General features: G+C 60.7%; 2 protein-coding genes and 1 pseudogene. 2 read left to right on the top strand and 1 reads right to left on the bottom strand.

Translation table 11 applies throughout. The features are described 5' to 3' along the window. Positions 1 to 12: 12 nt before the first annotated feature. Positions 13 to 756, bottom strand: a complete 744-nt coding sequence (locus RHN82_RS21765) for a DeoR/GlpR family DNA-binding transcription regulator (protein WP_047050874.1) — start codon at positions 754 to 756, stop codon at positions 13 to 15. A 733-nt stretch (positions 757 to 1489) separates the two neighbouring features. On the opposite strand from RHN82_RS21765, the gene RHN82_RS21760 reads away from it, so the two are divergent. Together RHN82_RS21760 and RHN82_RS21755 are read left to right on the top strand one after the other, a co-directional pair. Then, positions 1490 to 2827, top strand: coding sequence for a TolC family outer membrane protein (locus tag RHN82_RS21760; RefSeq protein WP_047050875.1), 1338 nt, complete (start codon positions 1490 to 1492; stop codon positions 2825 to 2827). 121 nt (positions 2828 to 2948) lie between these two features. Beyond that, positions 2949 to 18710 (top strand): annotated as a pseudogene (locus RHN82_RS21755) (Ig-like domain-containing protein); the annotation flags it as partial. Positions 18711 to 18727 lie beyond the last annotated feature (17 nt).

The raw sequence follows: 18727 nt of genomic DNA, 5'->3' as shown, positions 1-18727 counted from the left end.
ACCTTCTCCACGTTAATGCGCGCAAACGGTAACCTGCAAGGCGCTATGGTCCCCGAGCTCTGCCCAGGGACGATCTAAAAACAGTTGATGAATCTCGGATAACCCAGACACCAGATACGGTTCGCACTGGTTGAGTTTCAGATGGTCGGCGACTACCCAGTGCGCCTGGCTTGCGGTGAGCATGGCACGCTTTACCTCGGCATCCGCCTCCTGACTGGCGCTCAATCCGAGTTCGGCATGGATCGCGCATGCGCCAAGGATGGCAATATCCGCCCGGTAGCGAGAGAGCAGGGAAAGGGTGGCGCTTCCGGCAAACAGGCGCTGTTTCTGATCCCACTTTCCACCGAGCAGGATCAGGTCGATACCTTCCCGATCGCTCAGCTGTTGGGCGATATCAAGAGAAGGGGTGATGATGGTCAGCGGCCCCTGAAGGAAAGCGGCAACGGCCAGCAGTGTGCTTCCGGCGTCCAGAAAAAGCGTCGAGCCCGCAGGCACGCATTGCGCAACCTGTTTACCCAGCCGCTGCTTGATTTCAGGCAGCAAGGTATTCCTGCTTACTCGGGTCATCGTCGAGAGATTCAGCGCGATGGCGCCGCCATGGTTTTTTTGCGCCAGCCCCTGTTTTTCCAGGTCGGTCAGATCGCGTCGGATGGTGTCCGCCGAAACCTGCAACCGCTCTGCCAGCTCGGTAATGCTGGCCTGGCCTTTTTCAGTAATGATATCAAGTACATATTTCTGTCTGGCGGTTTTATGCATGGGCGCAATATCCTGCAAAATGTCGCAATACCTCGCAGTTTACAGCATTTTGCAGGAAAGGGAATCGCGACAGGTGCGGGATGTTATCCAAAAACAGTTTGATGGTGTGATTATTGATATCGCATTAATCAGTCATCAAAAACATGTATGTATCTTTTAGGGATGTTGTTATGGCTATGTTTTACTTAAAAATTTGGCTTAAGCTGCCAGATTATTAGCCCTAACCAGAATGTTTAGCTAATTTGTAATTATAAATTAGTGCATATATCTATTAGTTTTTATTTTTAAAGTAAAATAATCCAATTTTATTCGCTGGATTACTTAAATTGACATTTCTTTGAAAATCTTTGTGTCTGATTCGTGGTGAAATTAACGCAAAAATGTACACCAGGACATTTTAGAATTTTCTTTATATTACAGGGGGTTTATTTGTTTCATCTGAAAGGCCTTTTATAACGCTTTGTCCAGAAACCCCATCTTTTTTCTTATTTGTAACACCGCATTAACATTACGGGTGTGGTTGCTCATATCACATTTTGTTATGCTGCGAATCAATAAATATTTAAGTAAATTCTTAAAAGAAAAAAAGAGAATGAACGGCTCTCATCTCAATTGAAATGGGTATGGGGAACTATTACCCAAATTAATCGAGAAGGAGCAAGGGATTTCTGGCGAATTATTTGTACCTCTTCCTGGGTATTTATTTGGCTATCACCTGGAGTCGGGGGATATTATGAAGATGAAATGCAATAACAGGTTAATCAGACTATCTGCATCCCTGACCTTAATTTCGTTGGTGGTGACTGCGGCTAATGCAAATAGCGGCCAGACGGGGATATCTCCCGTTGCGGCAATGACGATGAAAGAAAGTATTCTTTTTGCTCTCGATCGTGATCCCTCCGTGAGCCAGCAGGCGGCACAGCTGGGGATCGGCCAGGCGCAAATAGACGAAGCGCGCAGTGGCTGGATGCCACAAATAGCCCTGAACGGGAGTACGGGCCACAGCCAGACCACCGATTCGAGCGGCTCGTTGCGAAATTCCGCAGCCTGGGGCCTGAGCCTGACGCAGCTGGTGTACGATTTTGGCAAGACCAATAACAGCATCAGCCAGTCTTCAGCTCAGCGTGACAGCTATCGCTACCAGCTGATGAGCACGATGTCTGCCGTCGCGGAAAAAACGGCCCTCAGCTATGTGGAAGTGAAACGCTACAGCGATCTGTTGCAGGCGGCAAAAGAGAATGTGCAGGCGCTTAAAAACGTTGAGCAGCTGGCAAAACTCCGCGCCGATGCTGGCGTAAGCTCCACCTCTGATGAGCTTCAGACCCGCACCCGTATTGCCGGGATGCAGGCGACGGTAGAGCAGTACAATGCGTCCCTGAACAGCGCCCGCGCGCGGCTGGCGGTATTAACTGGCATACAGGCTGAACGCTATTCACCGGTTCCGGGAGGTCTGGCCGTGGAGCCGGACTCTCTCAATCGGATTGATTATTCACTGATCCCAACGGTGATGGCCGCGCAGAACATGGAGCGTTCAGCCCAGTACGGCGTAGAAACCGCCAGGTCTCAGCACTGGCCGACCTTAAGCCTGAAGGGGGGCCGCACCCGCTATGAGTCTGATAATCGCGCGTACTGGGATGATCAGATCCAGCTCAATATTGACGCACCGCTTTATCAGGGCGGCGCGGTCTCGGCGCGCGTCCGTCAGGCCGAGGGCGCAAGGGCAATGGCATCGTCCCAGGTTGATCAGGCCCGTTTTGATGTCCTGCAAAAAGCCTCCGTCGCACAGGCCGACTGGACCGGGGCGCGAGGACGAATGGAAGCCGGGAAACGTCAGCTGGAAAATGCGTTGCGCGCCCGCGATGTCTACAAAAATGAATATACCCTGAGCAAGCGCAGCATTAACGATCTGCTCAGCGTGGAGCAGGATGTCTGGTCTGCCACCTCAGCGAAAATAATGGCTGAATACGATGGCTGGAGTGCGGCGATTAATTACGCCTCCGCGGTGGATAATCTCATGCCGCTTATCGGAATAGAGAAAAACGCTGCCGCGAAATTACCTGATTTAAGTTAAAAAAAGGCGCGCCTTTCTGCGCGAAATAAATCAGACAATAATGGGTGATTTTTCCCAAGGATAGCTACATCCCTCTGGTGGACATATCCACAGGAATACGCGCACCTGCAAGGAGAAGAATATGAGTACCGCAAAAGTTGTTGATGTCATCATTCGCAAAACGGCAGAGAAGACGAAATTAACCGGTGAAGGGAATCTCTCGGTCTCTATTTCCTCACCGAGCGTGATTGAAATTCAGGGTTCTGCTCAGGACGTGGTGCGTTATGTCCGCCAGGGGAATGACCTCCTCATTTATATGAAAGATGGCAGCGTGATCCGCTGCAATAATTATTTTGTCGAAGACGCGGAAACCCATAATCATTCAGAACTGGTATTTAACGATAATCAGGAGCTGACGCATATTTCATTTGCCGATGCCGGGGAAGCATCAGGCGTTGCCGCCACCGAATTAACCGCCCAGGCTGCACCCATTAGCAGCATTGAACCTTTCCTGGAGCAGGGAAGCGTCTTAAGCGATGCGCCGTGGGGCTGGATTGCCGGTGCGGCGTTAGGGGGCGGTGCGATCGGCGCACTGCTGGCTCACGGCGGCGATGGTGAAACCAAAACCAAAGTTATTGATAATACAAAAGAAGTCGAAAGCGCCACGCCGACATTTTTGCTGACGGACAACGCGGGTGACAAGCAGGGCGTGCTGAGTGCAAAAGCGGTCACGGATGACAACACCCCCACCTTCAGCGGTACCGGGCAGCCGGGCGCGACCATTCAGGTTAAAGACGGCAGCGGCAGCACCATCGCCAGCACCATGGTTGCGAAGGACGGCACCTGGACGGTAACACTCCCGACCCAGGCCGACGGGGAACATACCTGGTCCGTCGTGCAGATCGACGGCAGTAAAACGACCTCTGCGGGCAGTATCACCGTAACCGTTTCTACAGCGGATGCCAGCGTGACGCTCGCCACCACGGCGGGCGATAACGTGATCAACGCCAGCGAGCAGTCCGCTGGCTTTACGCTGTCCGGCACCAGCAAAAACCTGGCGCAGGGAACGGCGCTTACCGTCACGCTCAACGGTAAAACCTATTCCGCAGAAGTGGGAGCAAACGGCGCATGGAGCGTGAAGGTGCCTGCTGCCGACGCGCAGGCGCTGGGCGATGGCACCTGGACGGTCAACGTCAGCGGTAAAGACGCGGCGGGCAACACCGTGTCCGGCAGTCAGACGATTGGCGTCGATACCGCCTCGCCAGTGATCTCTGTCGACACGATCGCCCAGGACAACATCATCAACGCGGCTGAACATAATCAGCCGCTGACGCTGACCGGGAAAACCGATGCGGAAGCGGGCCAGATTGTGACGGTCACGCTGAACGGCAAAAATCACACGGCGACCGTGGGCAGCGACGGCAGCTGGTCCGTTACGCTTCCGGCCAGTGAAGTACAGGCGCTGGCTAACGGCGAGCACACCCTGACGGTAAACGTCAGCGACAAAGCGGGTAACGGGTCCTCCGTCACCGCCGATTTCACGGTCGATACCGCAGCGCCGGTGGTCACCATCAACACCGTCGCAGGCGACGACATTCTGAACACCAGCGAGCAGGGGCAGGCGCAGATTATTTCCGGCCAGGCGAACGGCGCGGCAGCGGGCGACGTTGTCACCGTGACCGTTGGTGGCAAGACCTTTACCGGTGTCGTCCAGGCGGACGGCAGCTGGAGCGTCGGCGTGCCTGCCTCCGTCATTGGCGCGCTGGGGGAAGGTAGCCACAGCATTACGGTCGCCGTGACCGATGCGGCGGGCAACACCGGCAGCGCGACGCACGGCATTACGCTGAGCGGCAACCCGCCGGAATTTACCTTTGACCCCATCAGTCAGGATAACGTCCTGAATGCGCAGGAGGCCATGCAGCCCCTGAGCCTGAGCGGGACCAGTAATCTGCCGAACGGCAGCGCTGTCACCGTGACGCTGAACAACGTTAACTATCAGGCCACCGTTGAGAACGGTCGCTGGTCCGTTCAGGTACCGGTCTCCGACGTGCTGGATCTGGCGAATACCCTGTACACCGTCAGCGTCAGCGGCACCGACAGCGTGGGTAACAGCGGCTCCGCCGAGGCGAATCTGCTGGTAGACACCGTGCTGCCGCAGGTGATCGTCAACACCTTTGCCGGGGATAACCTGGTCAATAACGCCGAAGCGGCGGTTGACCAAACCCTCAGCGGACGCGTCACCGGCGCGGCGGCGGGCGATACCGTCTCTGTCACCGTGGGCGGCAAGAGCTACACCGCGACGGTTGGCAGCGACCTGAAATGGAGCGTGACGATCCCATCGGCCGACCTCCAGGCGTTTGGCGACGGCGATTTAACCTTCAGCGCCTCTGTCACCAATGCGCACGGCAATACCGGCACCGGCGAACGTGATATCAACATCAACGCCGAACTGCCGGGCCTGCGCGTGAACACGATCTCTGGCGATGACGTGATTAACGCCATCGAGCAGCAGCAGGATCTGGCCGTCACCGGCTCCAGCACTCATCTGGCCGAAGGCACACAGATCACCGTTACCATCAATAATGTCGAATACGTCACTACGGTTAACGCCAGCGGCAACTGGCAGATTGGCGTGCCGGCGGCGGACCTTCAGGCATGGACGGCGGGAGGCATGACCGTCAGCGTCAGCGCGGAAGATGCCTGGGGCAACACCGTGGCGGCTGAACACCCGATCGAGCTTGACCTGAACGCGGTGGCCGTCACCATCGATACCGTAACCACTGACGATATGCTGAACGCGGCGGAAAAAGGCGCGGATGTCACGCTTTCTGGTCAGACGCAGGGCGTGGAGGCCGGGCAGACCGTGGTGGTGAAATTCGCGGATCAAACCTTTACCGCACAGGTGCAGCAGGACGGCTCCTGGCGCCTGACCGTTCCGGCGAGCGCGATGGAAACGCTGATCGACGGGCGGGCGCAGGTGAGCGTCAGCGTGACTAACGTCAACGGCAACAGCGCGGACGCTTCACGCGTGGTGATCGTCGATACGCAGCCGCCAGCCATTACGCTTGATAACCTGACCGACGACAACATCATCAATGCGGCAGAAGCGCAGCAGGATCTGGTGCTCAGCGGCAGCACAACCGCTGAAGTGGGCCAGACGGTCACCGTGACGCTGAACGGTAAATCTTACCAGACCACGGTCCAGGCGGATGGTCGCTGGCAGCTGAACGTGCCTGCCGCCGACGTAGGCGCGCTGACCGATGGCAATGTCACCGTGACGGCCACCGTCAGCGACGTGGCGGGCAACAGCAGCAGCGCGGACCGCGTTGGGCTGGTGGATGCCACCGTGCCGCAGGTGACCATCAACGATTTCGTCACCGACACCAACACCGTTAACCAGCTGGCCCATGCTCAGGCGCAGATCCTGAGCGGCTCCGTCACCGGCGCGGCGGCGGGCGATTTGGTCACCATCACCATTAATAACGTGGACTACACCACCGTGGTGGATGCGGCAGGCAACTGGAGCCTCGGCCTGCCTGCGTCCGTCGTTCAGGGGCTGACGGACGGCACCTGGACCATTAACGTCTCCGTGACCGACCAATCCGGCAACACCGGCAGCAGTTCAGTGGATGTGGTGGTCAATACGGTGACGCCCGTTATCGGTATTAACACGCTGGCCGCGGATGACGTGATCAATGCGGCAGAGAAGGGCGAAGATCTGCTGCTTTCCGGCACCAGCAACCAGCCGGAAGGAACCACCATCACCGTTAATCTGAACGGTATCAACTACACCGCCACCACCGACGCCAGCGGCAACTGGGGCGTTACCGTCCCCGCCTCTGCGGTGAGCGCGCTGGGTGAAGCCAATTACACCGTGACGGCGAGCGTCACCGATAGTGTGGGCAACAGCGCCGCGGCCACGCACGATGTGCTGGTAGACAGCTCGCTGCCGGTTGTTACCCTCAACAACTTCGCGGGCGACAATATCGTCAACGCGGCGGAAGTGGCCGCAGGGCAAACCCTGACCGGAAAGGTTTCTAACGCGGCATCGGGCGATACCGTCACGATTATCCTCGGCGGGCAGACATACACGGCTACCGTACAGGACGATCTCACCTGGAGCCTGCCGTTAACCCAGAGTCAGTTAACCGCGCTCGGCAACGGCGACCTGACCGTATCGGCCAGCGTGACGAACGCGCACGGCAATACCGGATCGTCTTCCCTGGATGTCACCATTGACGCCCAGCTGCCCGGCCTGCGCATTGATACCGTCGCCGGTGACGACGTCATTAACGTTATTGAACACGCGCAGAACCTGGTTATCTCCGGCACCAGCACCGACCTGGCGGCGGGTAGCACCGTCACCGTGACCATCAACGGCAAGAGTTATTCCGCCTCGGTACTGGCGGATGGCACCTGGCAGGCTGCGGTTCCGACCGCCGACGTCTCCCGGTGGCCGGACGGGTCGCTCACCATCAGCGCCAGCGCGCAGGATACCTCCGGTAACCCGGTGAATATCGGTACCGTTGTGGATGTCGATCTCGCCCCGGTGGCGATAAGCATCAACAGCGTGACGGACGACAACGTGCTGAACGCGGCAGAAAAAGGCCAGGATCTGGTGCTGTCCGGCTCCTCCTCGAACGTTGAAGCGGGCCAGACCGTTACCATTATCTTTGCGGGTAAAACCTGGACCACGACGGTCGATGCCAACGGCGACTGGACCTGCACCGTACCGGCTGCCGATCTGAGCGGCCTGAAGGACGGCGATGCCAGCGTACAGGTCAGCGTCACCAACGTGAACGGCAACACAGCCTCTTCCTCGCAGGCATTCAGCGTCGATACCGCCGCGCCAGCGGTCACCATCAACACCATCAGCGGCGACAACATGCTGAATGCGGCAGAGGCGGCGCAGGATCTGACCCTGAGCGGGACGTCGACTGTCGAAGCAGGCCAGACGGTCACCGTGACCTTCAACGGCAATCAGTACACCGCCCAGGTGCAGGCAAACGGCAGCTGGACGCTGGACGTACCGGCGGCGGATCTGGCGGGGATCGCCGACGGCAGCGCGGCGGTCACGGCGACCGTGTCCGATAAAGCGGGCAACCCGGCCAGCGCGGGGGCGTCCGTGCTGGTCGACACTACCGTGCCGCAGATTACCTTCAACAGCGTGACGGGCGACGACATTGTTAATATTGCCGAGCACGGCCAGGCGCTGATTGTCACCGGCAAGGTGACGGGCGCGCAGGCGGGCGATGTGATTACCCTGACCCTGACCCTGAACGGCAAAGACTACACCGCGATGCTGGACGGTGCCGGTAACTGGAGCGTGGGCGTTCCGGCGGCGGACGTGGGCGCGCTGGCTAACGGCGATCAGACGATCTCCGCCACGCTCACCGATAAAGCGGGCAACAGCACCAGCGCGACGCATGCGTTTGACGTCTCCCTGACCGCGCCGGTGATTGCCATCAATACCCTGGCGGTTGACGACGTGATCAACGCGACCGAAAAAGGCCAGGACCTGTTGATCTCCGGCACCAGCAACCAGCCGGACGGGACCCACATCACCGTAACCCTGAACGGTATCAGTTACGCCGCCACCACCGATGCCAGCGGTAACTGGAGCGTCACCGTTCCGGCGGCAAACGTCTCGGTACTGGGCGAAGCGAGCTACAGCGTGACGGCCAGCGTGACCGATACCGCGGGTAATAGCGCGAATACCAGCCATAGCGTGCTGGTCGACAGCGCGCTGCCGCAGGTCACCATTAATGCGGTTGCCACCGACGACGTGATTAACGCGGCGGAAGTGGCTTCCGGTCAAACCCTGAGCGGGAAAGTGAGCGGCGCGGCGAGCGGTGACACTGTCACGATCGATATCGGGGGCAACACCTATACCGCGACGGTTCAGGATGATCTGAGCTGGTCGGTTAACGTGGCGTCTGACGTCTTAACCGCTATCGGTAACGGCGATCTCACCGTAACAGCCAGCGTGACCAATGGCCACGGCAACACCGGCACCGGCGAACGCGACATCACGATTGATGCCAGCCTGCCGGGCCTGCGCGTGGATACCGTAGCAGGCGACGATGTGATCAACAGCATCGAGCATGGTCAAAACCTGATTATCACCGGCTCCAGCGACGGGCTGGCGAGCGGATCGGCGCTGACGGTCACCGTCAACGGCAAAACCTACGCGGCAACCGTGCTGGCGGACGGTACCTGGACGGCGGCTATTCCGGCGGCGGACGTCGGCGCGCTGAGCGCAGGCACAATCACTGTGACCGTTGACGGCCAGAGCGCGGCGGGTAACCCGGTTTCTATCAGCCACGACGTGAAAGTGGATCTGGCGGCAGTCGCCATCAGCATTAACCCGATTGCCTCGGACGACGTAATCAACGCGGCTGAGAAAGGCGCGGACCTGGTGCTGTCTGGCTCGACCACCAACGTGGAAGAAAACCAGACCGTTACCATCACCTTCGGCGGCAAGTTGTACACCGCGACGGTTGATGCCAGTGGCAACTGGACGGCGACCGTACCGTCTGCCGATTTAGGTAGCCTGAAAGACGGCGACGCCAGCGTGCAGGTTAGCGTCACCAACGTGAACGGCAACAGCGCCTCGGCGGGCCGTGAGTACAGCGTGGACGCCACCGCGCCGACGGTGTCCATCGAGATCGTCAGCGACAACAACATCATCAACGCGGCCGAAGCGCAGCAGGATCTGGTGATTAACGGCGTAACCAACGCCGAAGCGGGTCAGACCGTGACCGTCACGCTGAACAACGTGGACTACACCACCACCGTACAGGCGAACGGCAGCTGGAGCGTCACCGTACCGTCTGCGGATGTCGGCGCGATTACCGACGGCGATTACACCATCACGGCAGCCGTCGCGGATAAGGCGGGTAACCCGGCCTCGGCGGATCGCGATGTGCTGGTGGATACCACGGTGCCACAGCTGACCATTAACACCGTTTCCGAGGACGACGTGATCAACAGCGCCGAGCATGCGCAGGCGCTGATTGTCACCGGGTCCGTGACCGGTGCGGCGGCGGGCGACGTGGTGACTGTCACCATCAATAACAAAGATTACACCGCGACCCTGAACGCTTCCGGCAGGTGGAGCGTGGGCGTGCCTGCGGCGGACGTGAGTGCCCTGACCGCCGGGGATCACACCATCACAGCGGCGCTGACCGATAAGGCCGGAAACAGCAACAGCACGACGCACGAGGTTGAAGTCAATCTCACCGCGCCGGTGCTGACCATTGACACCGTGTCCGGTGACGATGTGATCAACAGCAGCGAGAAAACGCAGGATCTGACCATCACAGGTACGGCTTCCGGGCTGGCAGCGGGCGCGGTGGTCACCGTGATGCTCAACGGCAAAGCGTACAGCGCCACGGTGGATACCAATGGCCAATGGACCACAACCGTTCCGGCGAGCGAGGTGGGGCAACTGGGTGAAGCGCTTTACACCGTGTCGGCCTCCGCAACGGACAGCGTCGGCAACAGCACCAGCACCTCGCACACCGTGAACGTGGAATCCGTGCTGCCTGGCGTCATCATCAACACCGTGGCGGGCGACGACGTGATCAACGCCGCGGAGCTGGCAACCGGCCAGACCATTAGCGGCACCGTGGTGAATGCCGAAGCGGGCAACACCGTGACTGTGTCTGTGGGCGGCCACAGCTACGCCGCAACCGTACAGGACAATCTCAGCTGGTCCGTCAGCGTACCGGAATCTGTGCTCACCGCGCTGGGCAATGGCGATCTGACCGTGACCGCCAGCGTCACGAACGGCGTGGGCAACAGCGGCAGCGGCGAGCGCGATATTACTATCGACGCGAATCTGCCGGGCCTGCGCGTGGACACCGTAGCGGGCGATGACGTGATTAACAGCATCGAACACGGACAAAATCTGATTATCACGGGTTCAAGCGACGGCCTGACGGCGGGCACAGCGCTGACCGTCACCGTAAACGGCAAAACCTATCCGGCCACCGTGCTGGCAGACGGCACCTGGAGCGCGGCGATCCCTTCTACGGACGTGAGTGCCCTTGCCGCAGGCACGGTCACCGTGAACGTTGAAGGCCAGAGCAGCGCGGGCAATCCGGTGACTATCAACCATGATGTGACGGTGGATCTGGCAAATGTCGCCATCAGCATTGACGCCATCGCTTCCGACGACGTGATCAACGCCGCCGGGAAGGGAGCGGATCTGGTGCTCTCCGGCACCACCTCGAACGTGGAGGAAAATCAAACCGTCACCATCACCTTCGGCGGCAAGAGCTACACCGCCACGGTGGACGCTGAGGGTAAATGGACCGCCACGGTACCGTCTGCGGATCTGACCGGTCTGAAAGACGGTGATGCCAGCGTGCAGGTCAGCGTCACCAACGTGAACGGCAACAGTGCGTCTGCGGGACGCGAGTACAGCGTGGATGCTACCGCGCCGTCCGTGACCATCAACACGATTGCCACAGACGATATCCTGAACGCCTCAGAAGCGCAGTCTGACCTGGCAATCTCCGGCACCAGTACCGCCGAAGCGGGCCAGACGGTGACCGTGTCGCTGAACGGCAAAGATTACACCACAACCGTCAGCGCGAACGGCAGCTGGACGCTGAACGTTCCGGCGGCGGATCTGGCAGGATTAACCGACGGCAGCGTGACGGTCACCGCCTCCGTCAGCGACAAGGCCGGTAACCCGGCGTCGGTGGACCACACCCTGACGGTGGACGTCACCGTTCCGGCAGTGACCATCCACACCGTGGCAGGCGACGACGTGATTAACGTGGCTGAACACAATCAGGCGCAGATTATCAGCGGCTCCGCCACCGACGCGGCGGCGGGCGACACCGTCACCGTCACGATTGGCGGCCAGACTTATACCACCGTGCTGGACGCGGCGGGTAACTGGAGCGTGGGCGTTCCGGCGAATGTGATTTCAGGCCTCAGCGACGGTACGGTGACCGTCACTGCGTCAGTCACCGACGCGGCGGGCAATACCGGCAGCGGCACGCATAATGTGACCGTCGATACCGGTCTGCCGTCGGTCAGCTTCAACGCCATCAGCGATGACAACGTCCTGAACGCCGTTGAAAAAGGCCAGGATCTGAGCGTCAGCGGCACCAGCGCCAACCTGGCGGAAGGCACCCTGGTCACCGTGACCCTGAACGGTAAAAACTACACGGCGACGACTGCGGCAGACGGCACCTGGAGCCTGACGGTTCCTGCTGCGGATCTGGCCGGTCTCGGTCAGGCCAGTTACACCCTGAACGCGACGGCCACCAACGGCGTGGGCAACAGCGTGAGCAGTTCTGCGAACCTGCTTGTCGACACCGCGCTGCCAACCGTCACCATCAACACCGTGGCGGGCGACAACGTCATCAACGCGGCGGAAGTGGCGGCAGGCCAGACCCTGAGCGGCACCGTGGCGAATGCCGAAGCGGGCAACACCGTGACCGTGACTATCGGCGGCCACAGCTACACCGCAACGGTACAGAATAATCTGTCCTGGTCCGTCAACGTGCCGTCTGACGTGCTGACCGCACTCGGCAACGGCAGCCTGAGCGTGACGGCGACCGTCACCAACGGCCACGGCAACACCGGCACCGGCGAACGCGAGATCGCTATCGACGCTAACCTGCCGGGCCTGCGCGTGAATACCGTGGCGGGTGACGACGTGGTCAACACCATCGAGCACGCGCAGAACCTGATTGTTTCAGGCTCCAGCGACGGGCTGGCGCCGGGGACGGCGCTGACGGTTACCGTCAACGGTAAAGATTACGCGGCAACGGTGCTGGCAGACGGCACCTGGCGCGCGGCGATCCCGTCCACCGACGTGAGCGCGTGGCCGGAAGGCACCGTGAAAATCAGCGTTACCGGCGACAGCGCGGCGGGTAATCCGATCACCATCAGCCACGATGTGACCGTGGATCTGGCTACCGTTGCCATCAGCATCAATGCGCTTGCCACCGACGACGTGATTAACGCGGCGGAGAAGGGCGCGGATCTGGTGCTATCCGGTGCGACCACCAACGTGGAAGCCGGGCAGACCGTGACCCTCAGTCTGAACGGCAGGATCTACACCACCACCGTGGACGACAGCGGCAACTGGACTTACACCGTGCCGTCAGCGGATCTGGCTGGCCTGAAGGATGGCGACGCCAGCGTGCAGGTGAGCGTCACCAACGTGAACGGCAACAGCGCCTCGGCGGGCCGCGAGTACAGCGTGGATGCTACCGCGCCGTCCGTGACCATCAACACGATTGCCACAGACGATATCCTGAATGCCTCAGAAGCGCAGTCTGACCTGGCAATCTCCGGCACCAGTACCGCCGAAGCGGGCCAGACGGTGACCGTGTCGCTGAACGGCAAAGATTACACCACAACCGTCAGCGCGAACGGCAGCTGGACGCTGAACGTTCCGGCGGCGGATCTGGCAGGATTAACCGACGGCAGCGTGACGGTCACCGCCTCCGTCAGCGACAAGGCGGGTAACCCGGCGTCGGTTGACCACACCCTGACGGTGGACGTCACCGTACCTGCGGTGACCATCCACACCGTGGCAGGCGACGACGTGATTAACGTGGCTGAACACAATCAGGCGCAGATCGTCAGCGGCTCCGCCACCGGCGCGGCGGCGGGCGACACCGTCACCGTCACCATCGGCGGCCAGTCGTATACCACCGTGCTGGACGCGGCGGGTAACTGGAGCGTGGGCGTCCCGGCCAACGTCATTTCCGGCCTCAGCGACGGTACCGCGACCATCACTGCGTCAGTCACCGACGCGGCGGGCAACACCGGCAGCGGCACGCATAATGTGACCGTCGATACCGGTCTGCCGTCGGTAAGCTTCAACGCCATAAGCGGCGATAACGTCCTGAATGCGGTAGAAAAAGGGCAGGATCTGAGCGTCAGCGGCACCAGCGCTAACCTGGCGGAAGGCACCATGGTCACCGTGACCCTGAACGGTAAAAACTACACGGCGACGACTGGCTCAGACGGCACCTGGAGCCTGACGGTTCCGGCTGCGGATCTGTCAGGCCTCGGTGAAGCCAGCTACACCCTGAGCGCGACGGCCACCAACGGCGTGGGCAACAGCATCAGCACTACGGCGAACCTGCTTGTCGATACCGCGCTGCCAACCGTCACCATCAACACCGTGGCGGGGGACAACGTCATCAACGCGGCGGAAGTGGCCGCAGGCCAGACCATTACCGGTAAGGTGGCGAACGCGGACATCGGTAACACCGTGACGGTGAACATCGGCGGCAACACCTATACCGCGACGGTGCAGAGCGATCTCAGCTGGTCCGTCAACGTGCCGGATTCCGTCCTGACGGCGCTGGGCAACGGCGATTTAACGGTGTCAGCGACCGTCACTAATGACCATGGCAATACGGGAACGGGCGAGCGCGATATCACTATCGACGCCAGCCTGCCGGGGCTGCGCGTCGATACCGTGGCGGGCGACGACGTGATCAACAGCATTGAGCATGGTCAGAATCTTATCGTCTCCGGCTCAAGCGACGGGCTGGCGGCGGGCACTACGCTCACCGTCACCGTGAATGGCAAAACCTATGCCGCGTCGGTACTGGCAGACGGCTCCTGGACCGCGGCGATCCCGGCGGCAGACGTGGGGGCTCTGGCCGCAGGCACGGTGACCGTCACCGTAGCGGGCCAGAGCACGGCGGGCAACCCGGTCACCATCAGCCACGACGTCACCGTCGATCTGGCAGCCGTGGCGATCAGCATTGATGCCATCGCCACCGACGACGTGATTAACGCGGCAGAAAAAGGCGCGGATCTGGTGCTTTCCGGCAGCACCTCCAATGTGGAAGAGAACCAGACCGTGACCATCACCTTTGGCGGCAAGTCTTACACCGCCAAAGTCGATGCCGACGGCAACTGGACGGCCACCGTACCTTCCTCGGATCTTGCGGGTCTGAAAGACGGCGACGCCAGCGTGCAGGTGAGCGTCACCAATGTGAACGGCAACAGCGCGTCTGCGGGCCGGGAGTACAGCGTCGATGCCACGGCGCCAACCGTGACGATTGACACGGTGGCTGGTGACAACGTGATCAACGGCAGCGAAGCGGCTGCGGGCGTGGCCATTTCCGGCACCACCACGGCTGAAGTCGGTCAGACGGTCACCGTGACGCTGGGCGGTAAGAGCTATACCGCGCAGGTTCAGCAGGGCGGTATCTGGAGCGTGAGCGTGCCAGCCGCCGATCTGTCCACGCTGGCGGATAACGGCTACACCGTGCAGGTGAGCGTGAGTGACGCCGCAGGTAACCCGGGCAGCGCGGGGAAAGCGATTACGCTCGATACCACGCCGCCGAGCGTCAGCTTTAACGTCGTGGCGGGTGATGACGTCATCAACAGCGTGGAGCACGGGCAGGCGCAGATCGTCAGCGGCACCGCAACCGGCGCCAGCGTCGGCGATAAGCTGGTTATCACGATAGGTTCGAACCAGTACACCACCACCGTAGACGCCAGCGGCAAATGGAGCGTGGGCGTTCCTGCCAGCGACATTTCTGCCCTGACCGACGGCACCGTGACCCTCAGCGCGACAATCACCGACAGCGCGGGCAACAGCAGTACCCAGACCCATGACGTGGTGGTAAATACCGCATCGGTCGCGCTGACCGTCAATACCCTCAGCGGTGATGACGTGATCAATGCGGCAGAAGCGGGCGCGTCGCTGCTCATCAACGGCTCCAGCGCGCAGTTTGCTAACGGCACGCAGGTCACTATCACCCTGAATGGTAAGAGCTATACGGCCACTATCCAGAGCGATGGCTCCTGGACAACCACCGTACCGGCCGCCGACGTGGGCGCCCTGGCCGACGGCGCGCGCTATCAGGTTACTGTTTCGGCGCAGGACAGCGCCGGGAACAGCGCCTCGGCGACGCACACCATCAGCGTGGACACCACCGCGCCGGTGATTAGCGTGAACACGTTGTCAGGCGACGACGTGCTGAATGCGGCGGAAGCCCAGCAGCCGCTCACCGTACACGGCTCTTCCAGCGCGGAAGCAGGCCAGACGGTGACCGTCACGCTGGGCGGGAAAACCTACACTGCGCTTGTGGCAAACGACGGCACCTGGACGCTCGACGTCCCGGCCGCCGATCTTGCCAACCTGAGCGAAGGCGCGCTGACGGTCACGGCGTCGGTGAACGACAAGGCGGGTAATAACGGCCAGACGACGCATACCTTAACGGTCGATACCGTTGCGCCAGCCGTGACTATCAGCACCGTGGCCGATGACAATATCATCAACAACGCCGAACAGCTGGCGGGGCAGACCATCAGCGGGACCACCACCGCGGAGCAGGGCCAGACGGTGACCGTCTCCTTCAACGGCCACAGCTATCAGGCGACCGTGGCGGCGAATGGCTCCTAGTCCGTCTTCGTGCCGGGACGCGACTTCCTCGGACTGAGCGACGGGGATTACACCCTTACCGCAACGGTGAGCGATAAAGCGGGTAACCCGGGCAGCGCAACGCACGACGTGACGCTGAACGGCGACGTGCCGACCATCGCCATTAACACCTTTGCGCAGGACGATATCGTCAACGCCGCCGAGCACGGCACGCCGCTGGTTATCAGCGGCACCACCGACGCGCCAACGGGCCAGACGGTGACCATCGCGCTTAACGGTAAAACCTACACGGCTACCGTTCAAAATGACGGCACCTGGAGCTATACGGTCGGCAGCGCAGACGTGACCGCGCTGGCGGACGGCGGTTCGTACGTGATTAACGCGCAGGTGAACAACGCCATCGGCAACAGCGCCAGCGATAACCATACTGTCACCGTGGATCTCACCGCGCCGTCGATGGGGATCAGCATTGATTCCCTGCAAAACGATACCGGCCTCAGCGCGAATGACTTCATCACCAACGACAGCCAGGTGGTGGTCAACGGTTCCCTGACCGCGCAGCTCGGCAATAACGAGAAGGCGCAGATCAGTCTTGACGGCGGTACCACCTGGATTGATCTGACCGTCACCGGCACCACCTGGCGCTACACCGATGGTCGCACCCTGACCGACGGTACGTACCAGTACCAGGTGCGCGTGATCGACAATGCGGGCAACGTTGGGGCAACGGACAGCCAGGACGTGGTAATCGATCTGACCAAGCCTGCGGCGGCGACCATTACCGTGGATTCCGTCTCGCAGGATACCGGCCTGTCCGACAGCGACTTCATTACCAGCGACAGCCAGATCACCCTGAAAGGGACGCTCGGCGCGGCCCTGGGCAGCGGTGACCACGCTCAGATCAGCCTCGACGGTGGCGCAACCTGGACTGACGTCAGCGTCAGCGGCCTGAGCTGGACCTACGTTGACGGCCGCACGCTGGCCGACGGAGACTACAACTATCAGCTGCGGGTGATTGACGACGCGGGGAATATCAGCGCCACTACCAGCCAGGTGGTGACCATTGATACCGTCGCGCCGGACGCCAGCAAAACGATCGCTATCGACAGCATCAGCGACGATACCGGCCTGAGCAGCAGCGACTTTATCACCAATGATACCTCCCTGACGCTGCACGGCTCGCTCGGCGCAACGCTGGCCGACGGCGAATATGCCCAGATCAGCATCGACGGCGGCGTCACCTGGCAGAACGTGATCGTCACCGGCAACAGCTGGTACTACGTGGACGGGCGCACGCTGGGTAACCAGACCTATGACTACTACGTTCGCGTAGTGGATGCGGCGGGCAACGTGGGTGCCAGCGCTCATCAGCAGGTGACGGTCGATACGGTCGCGCCGGATGCGGCGATTACGGTGACCGTGGATAACATCACCGTCGATACCGGCTTCGACAATAACGACTTCCTGACCAGTTCGACCTCGTACACGCTCAACGGGACGCTCGGGGCCGAACTCGGGGCGGGTGAGTATGTGCAGGTGAGCATGGATGGCGGCACCACCTGGGTTTACGCCACGGTCAGCGGTACTCAGTGGCGTTATACCGACGCGCGCACCCTGGCCGACGGCGACTACCGCTATCAGGTGCGGGTTGTCGATCAGGCTGGCAACGTCGGGGCCACCACCACGCAGGACGTGACGGTGGATACCCAGGCGCCGCAGTACGGCATCACCATTGACAGCATCAGCGAAGATACCGGGCAGTCCGGGAGTGATTTCATCACCATGGACACCTCGCTGACGATCAACGGCTCGCTGGGCAGCGCGCTGGCGAGCGATGAGCGGGTGCAGATCAGCCTCGACGGCGGAAACACCTGGGTTGACGCCACGGTGACTAATCAGCGCTGGAGCTATACGGATACCCGCGATCTGCCTGACGGGGATTACACCTACCAGGTGCGGATCATCGACCAGGCGGGCAACGTCGGCTCAACCTCGTCGCAGGTGGTAACGGTTGATACCACGCCGCCTGACACGGTGGGTACGGTGGTCAGCTATACCGACGGGGAAGGTGAACGTACGGGCACGTACGGCGCATCAGTCGCGACGGACGATACCTCGCCGCTGATCAACGGTACGCTTAACCGCGCTCCGGAAGACGGCGAAATCGTGCAGCTTTACCGGGACGGGATCTTGCTGGGTCAGGTGACGATGAACGGCAGCGCAAGCTGGTCCTATCAGGACAACGGCCTGCTCGATGGGAATCACACCTACATTCTGCGCGTCACCGACAAAGCCGGTAACTACACGGAATCGGATGGCTTTGTGCTGAATGTCGATACCAGCATCCCGACCACCACGGCGGCGATTACTGCCCAGACCACCTCGGATACCACGCCAATTATTAATGGCACGGTGTCTGCGGACCTGGTGAACGGGGAATACCTGGTGGTGATGGTGAACGGGAAAACCTATACGTCGCAGACCGGCGGCGCGGTGGTAATCGACCCGGATCACAATACCTGGTATCTACAGATCCC

This window comes from Enterobacter cloacae complex sp. EB5, from assembly GCF_031432835.1.
Classification (GTDB): domain Bacteria; phylum Pseudomonadota; class Gammaproteobacteria; order Enterobacterales; family Enterobacteriaceae; genus Enterobacter; species Enterobacter hormaechei_C.
This window is presented reverse-complemented; position numbering and strand designations above follow the sequence as displayed.

Bases quoted from the DNA above. Each gene is read 5' to 3' on its own strand.
- RHN82_RS21765 (WP_047050874.1), bottom strand. From the start codon at position 756: ATGCATAAAACCGCCAGACAGAAATATGTACTTGATATCATTACTGAA.
- RHN82_RS21760 (WP_047050875.1), top strand. From the start codon at position 1,490: ATGAAGATGAAATGCAATAACAGGTTAATCAGACTATCTGCATCCCTG.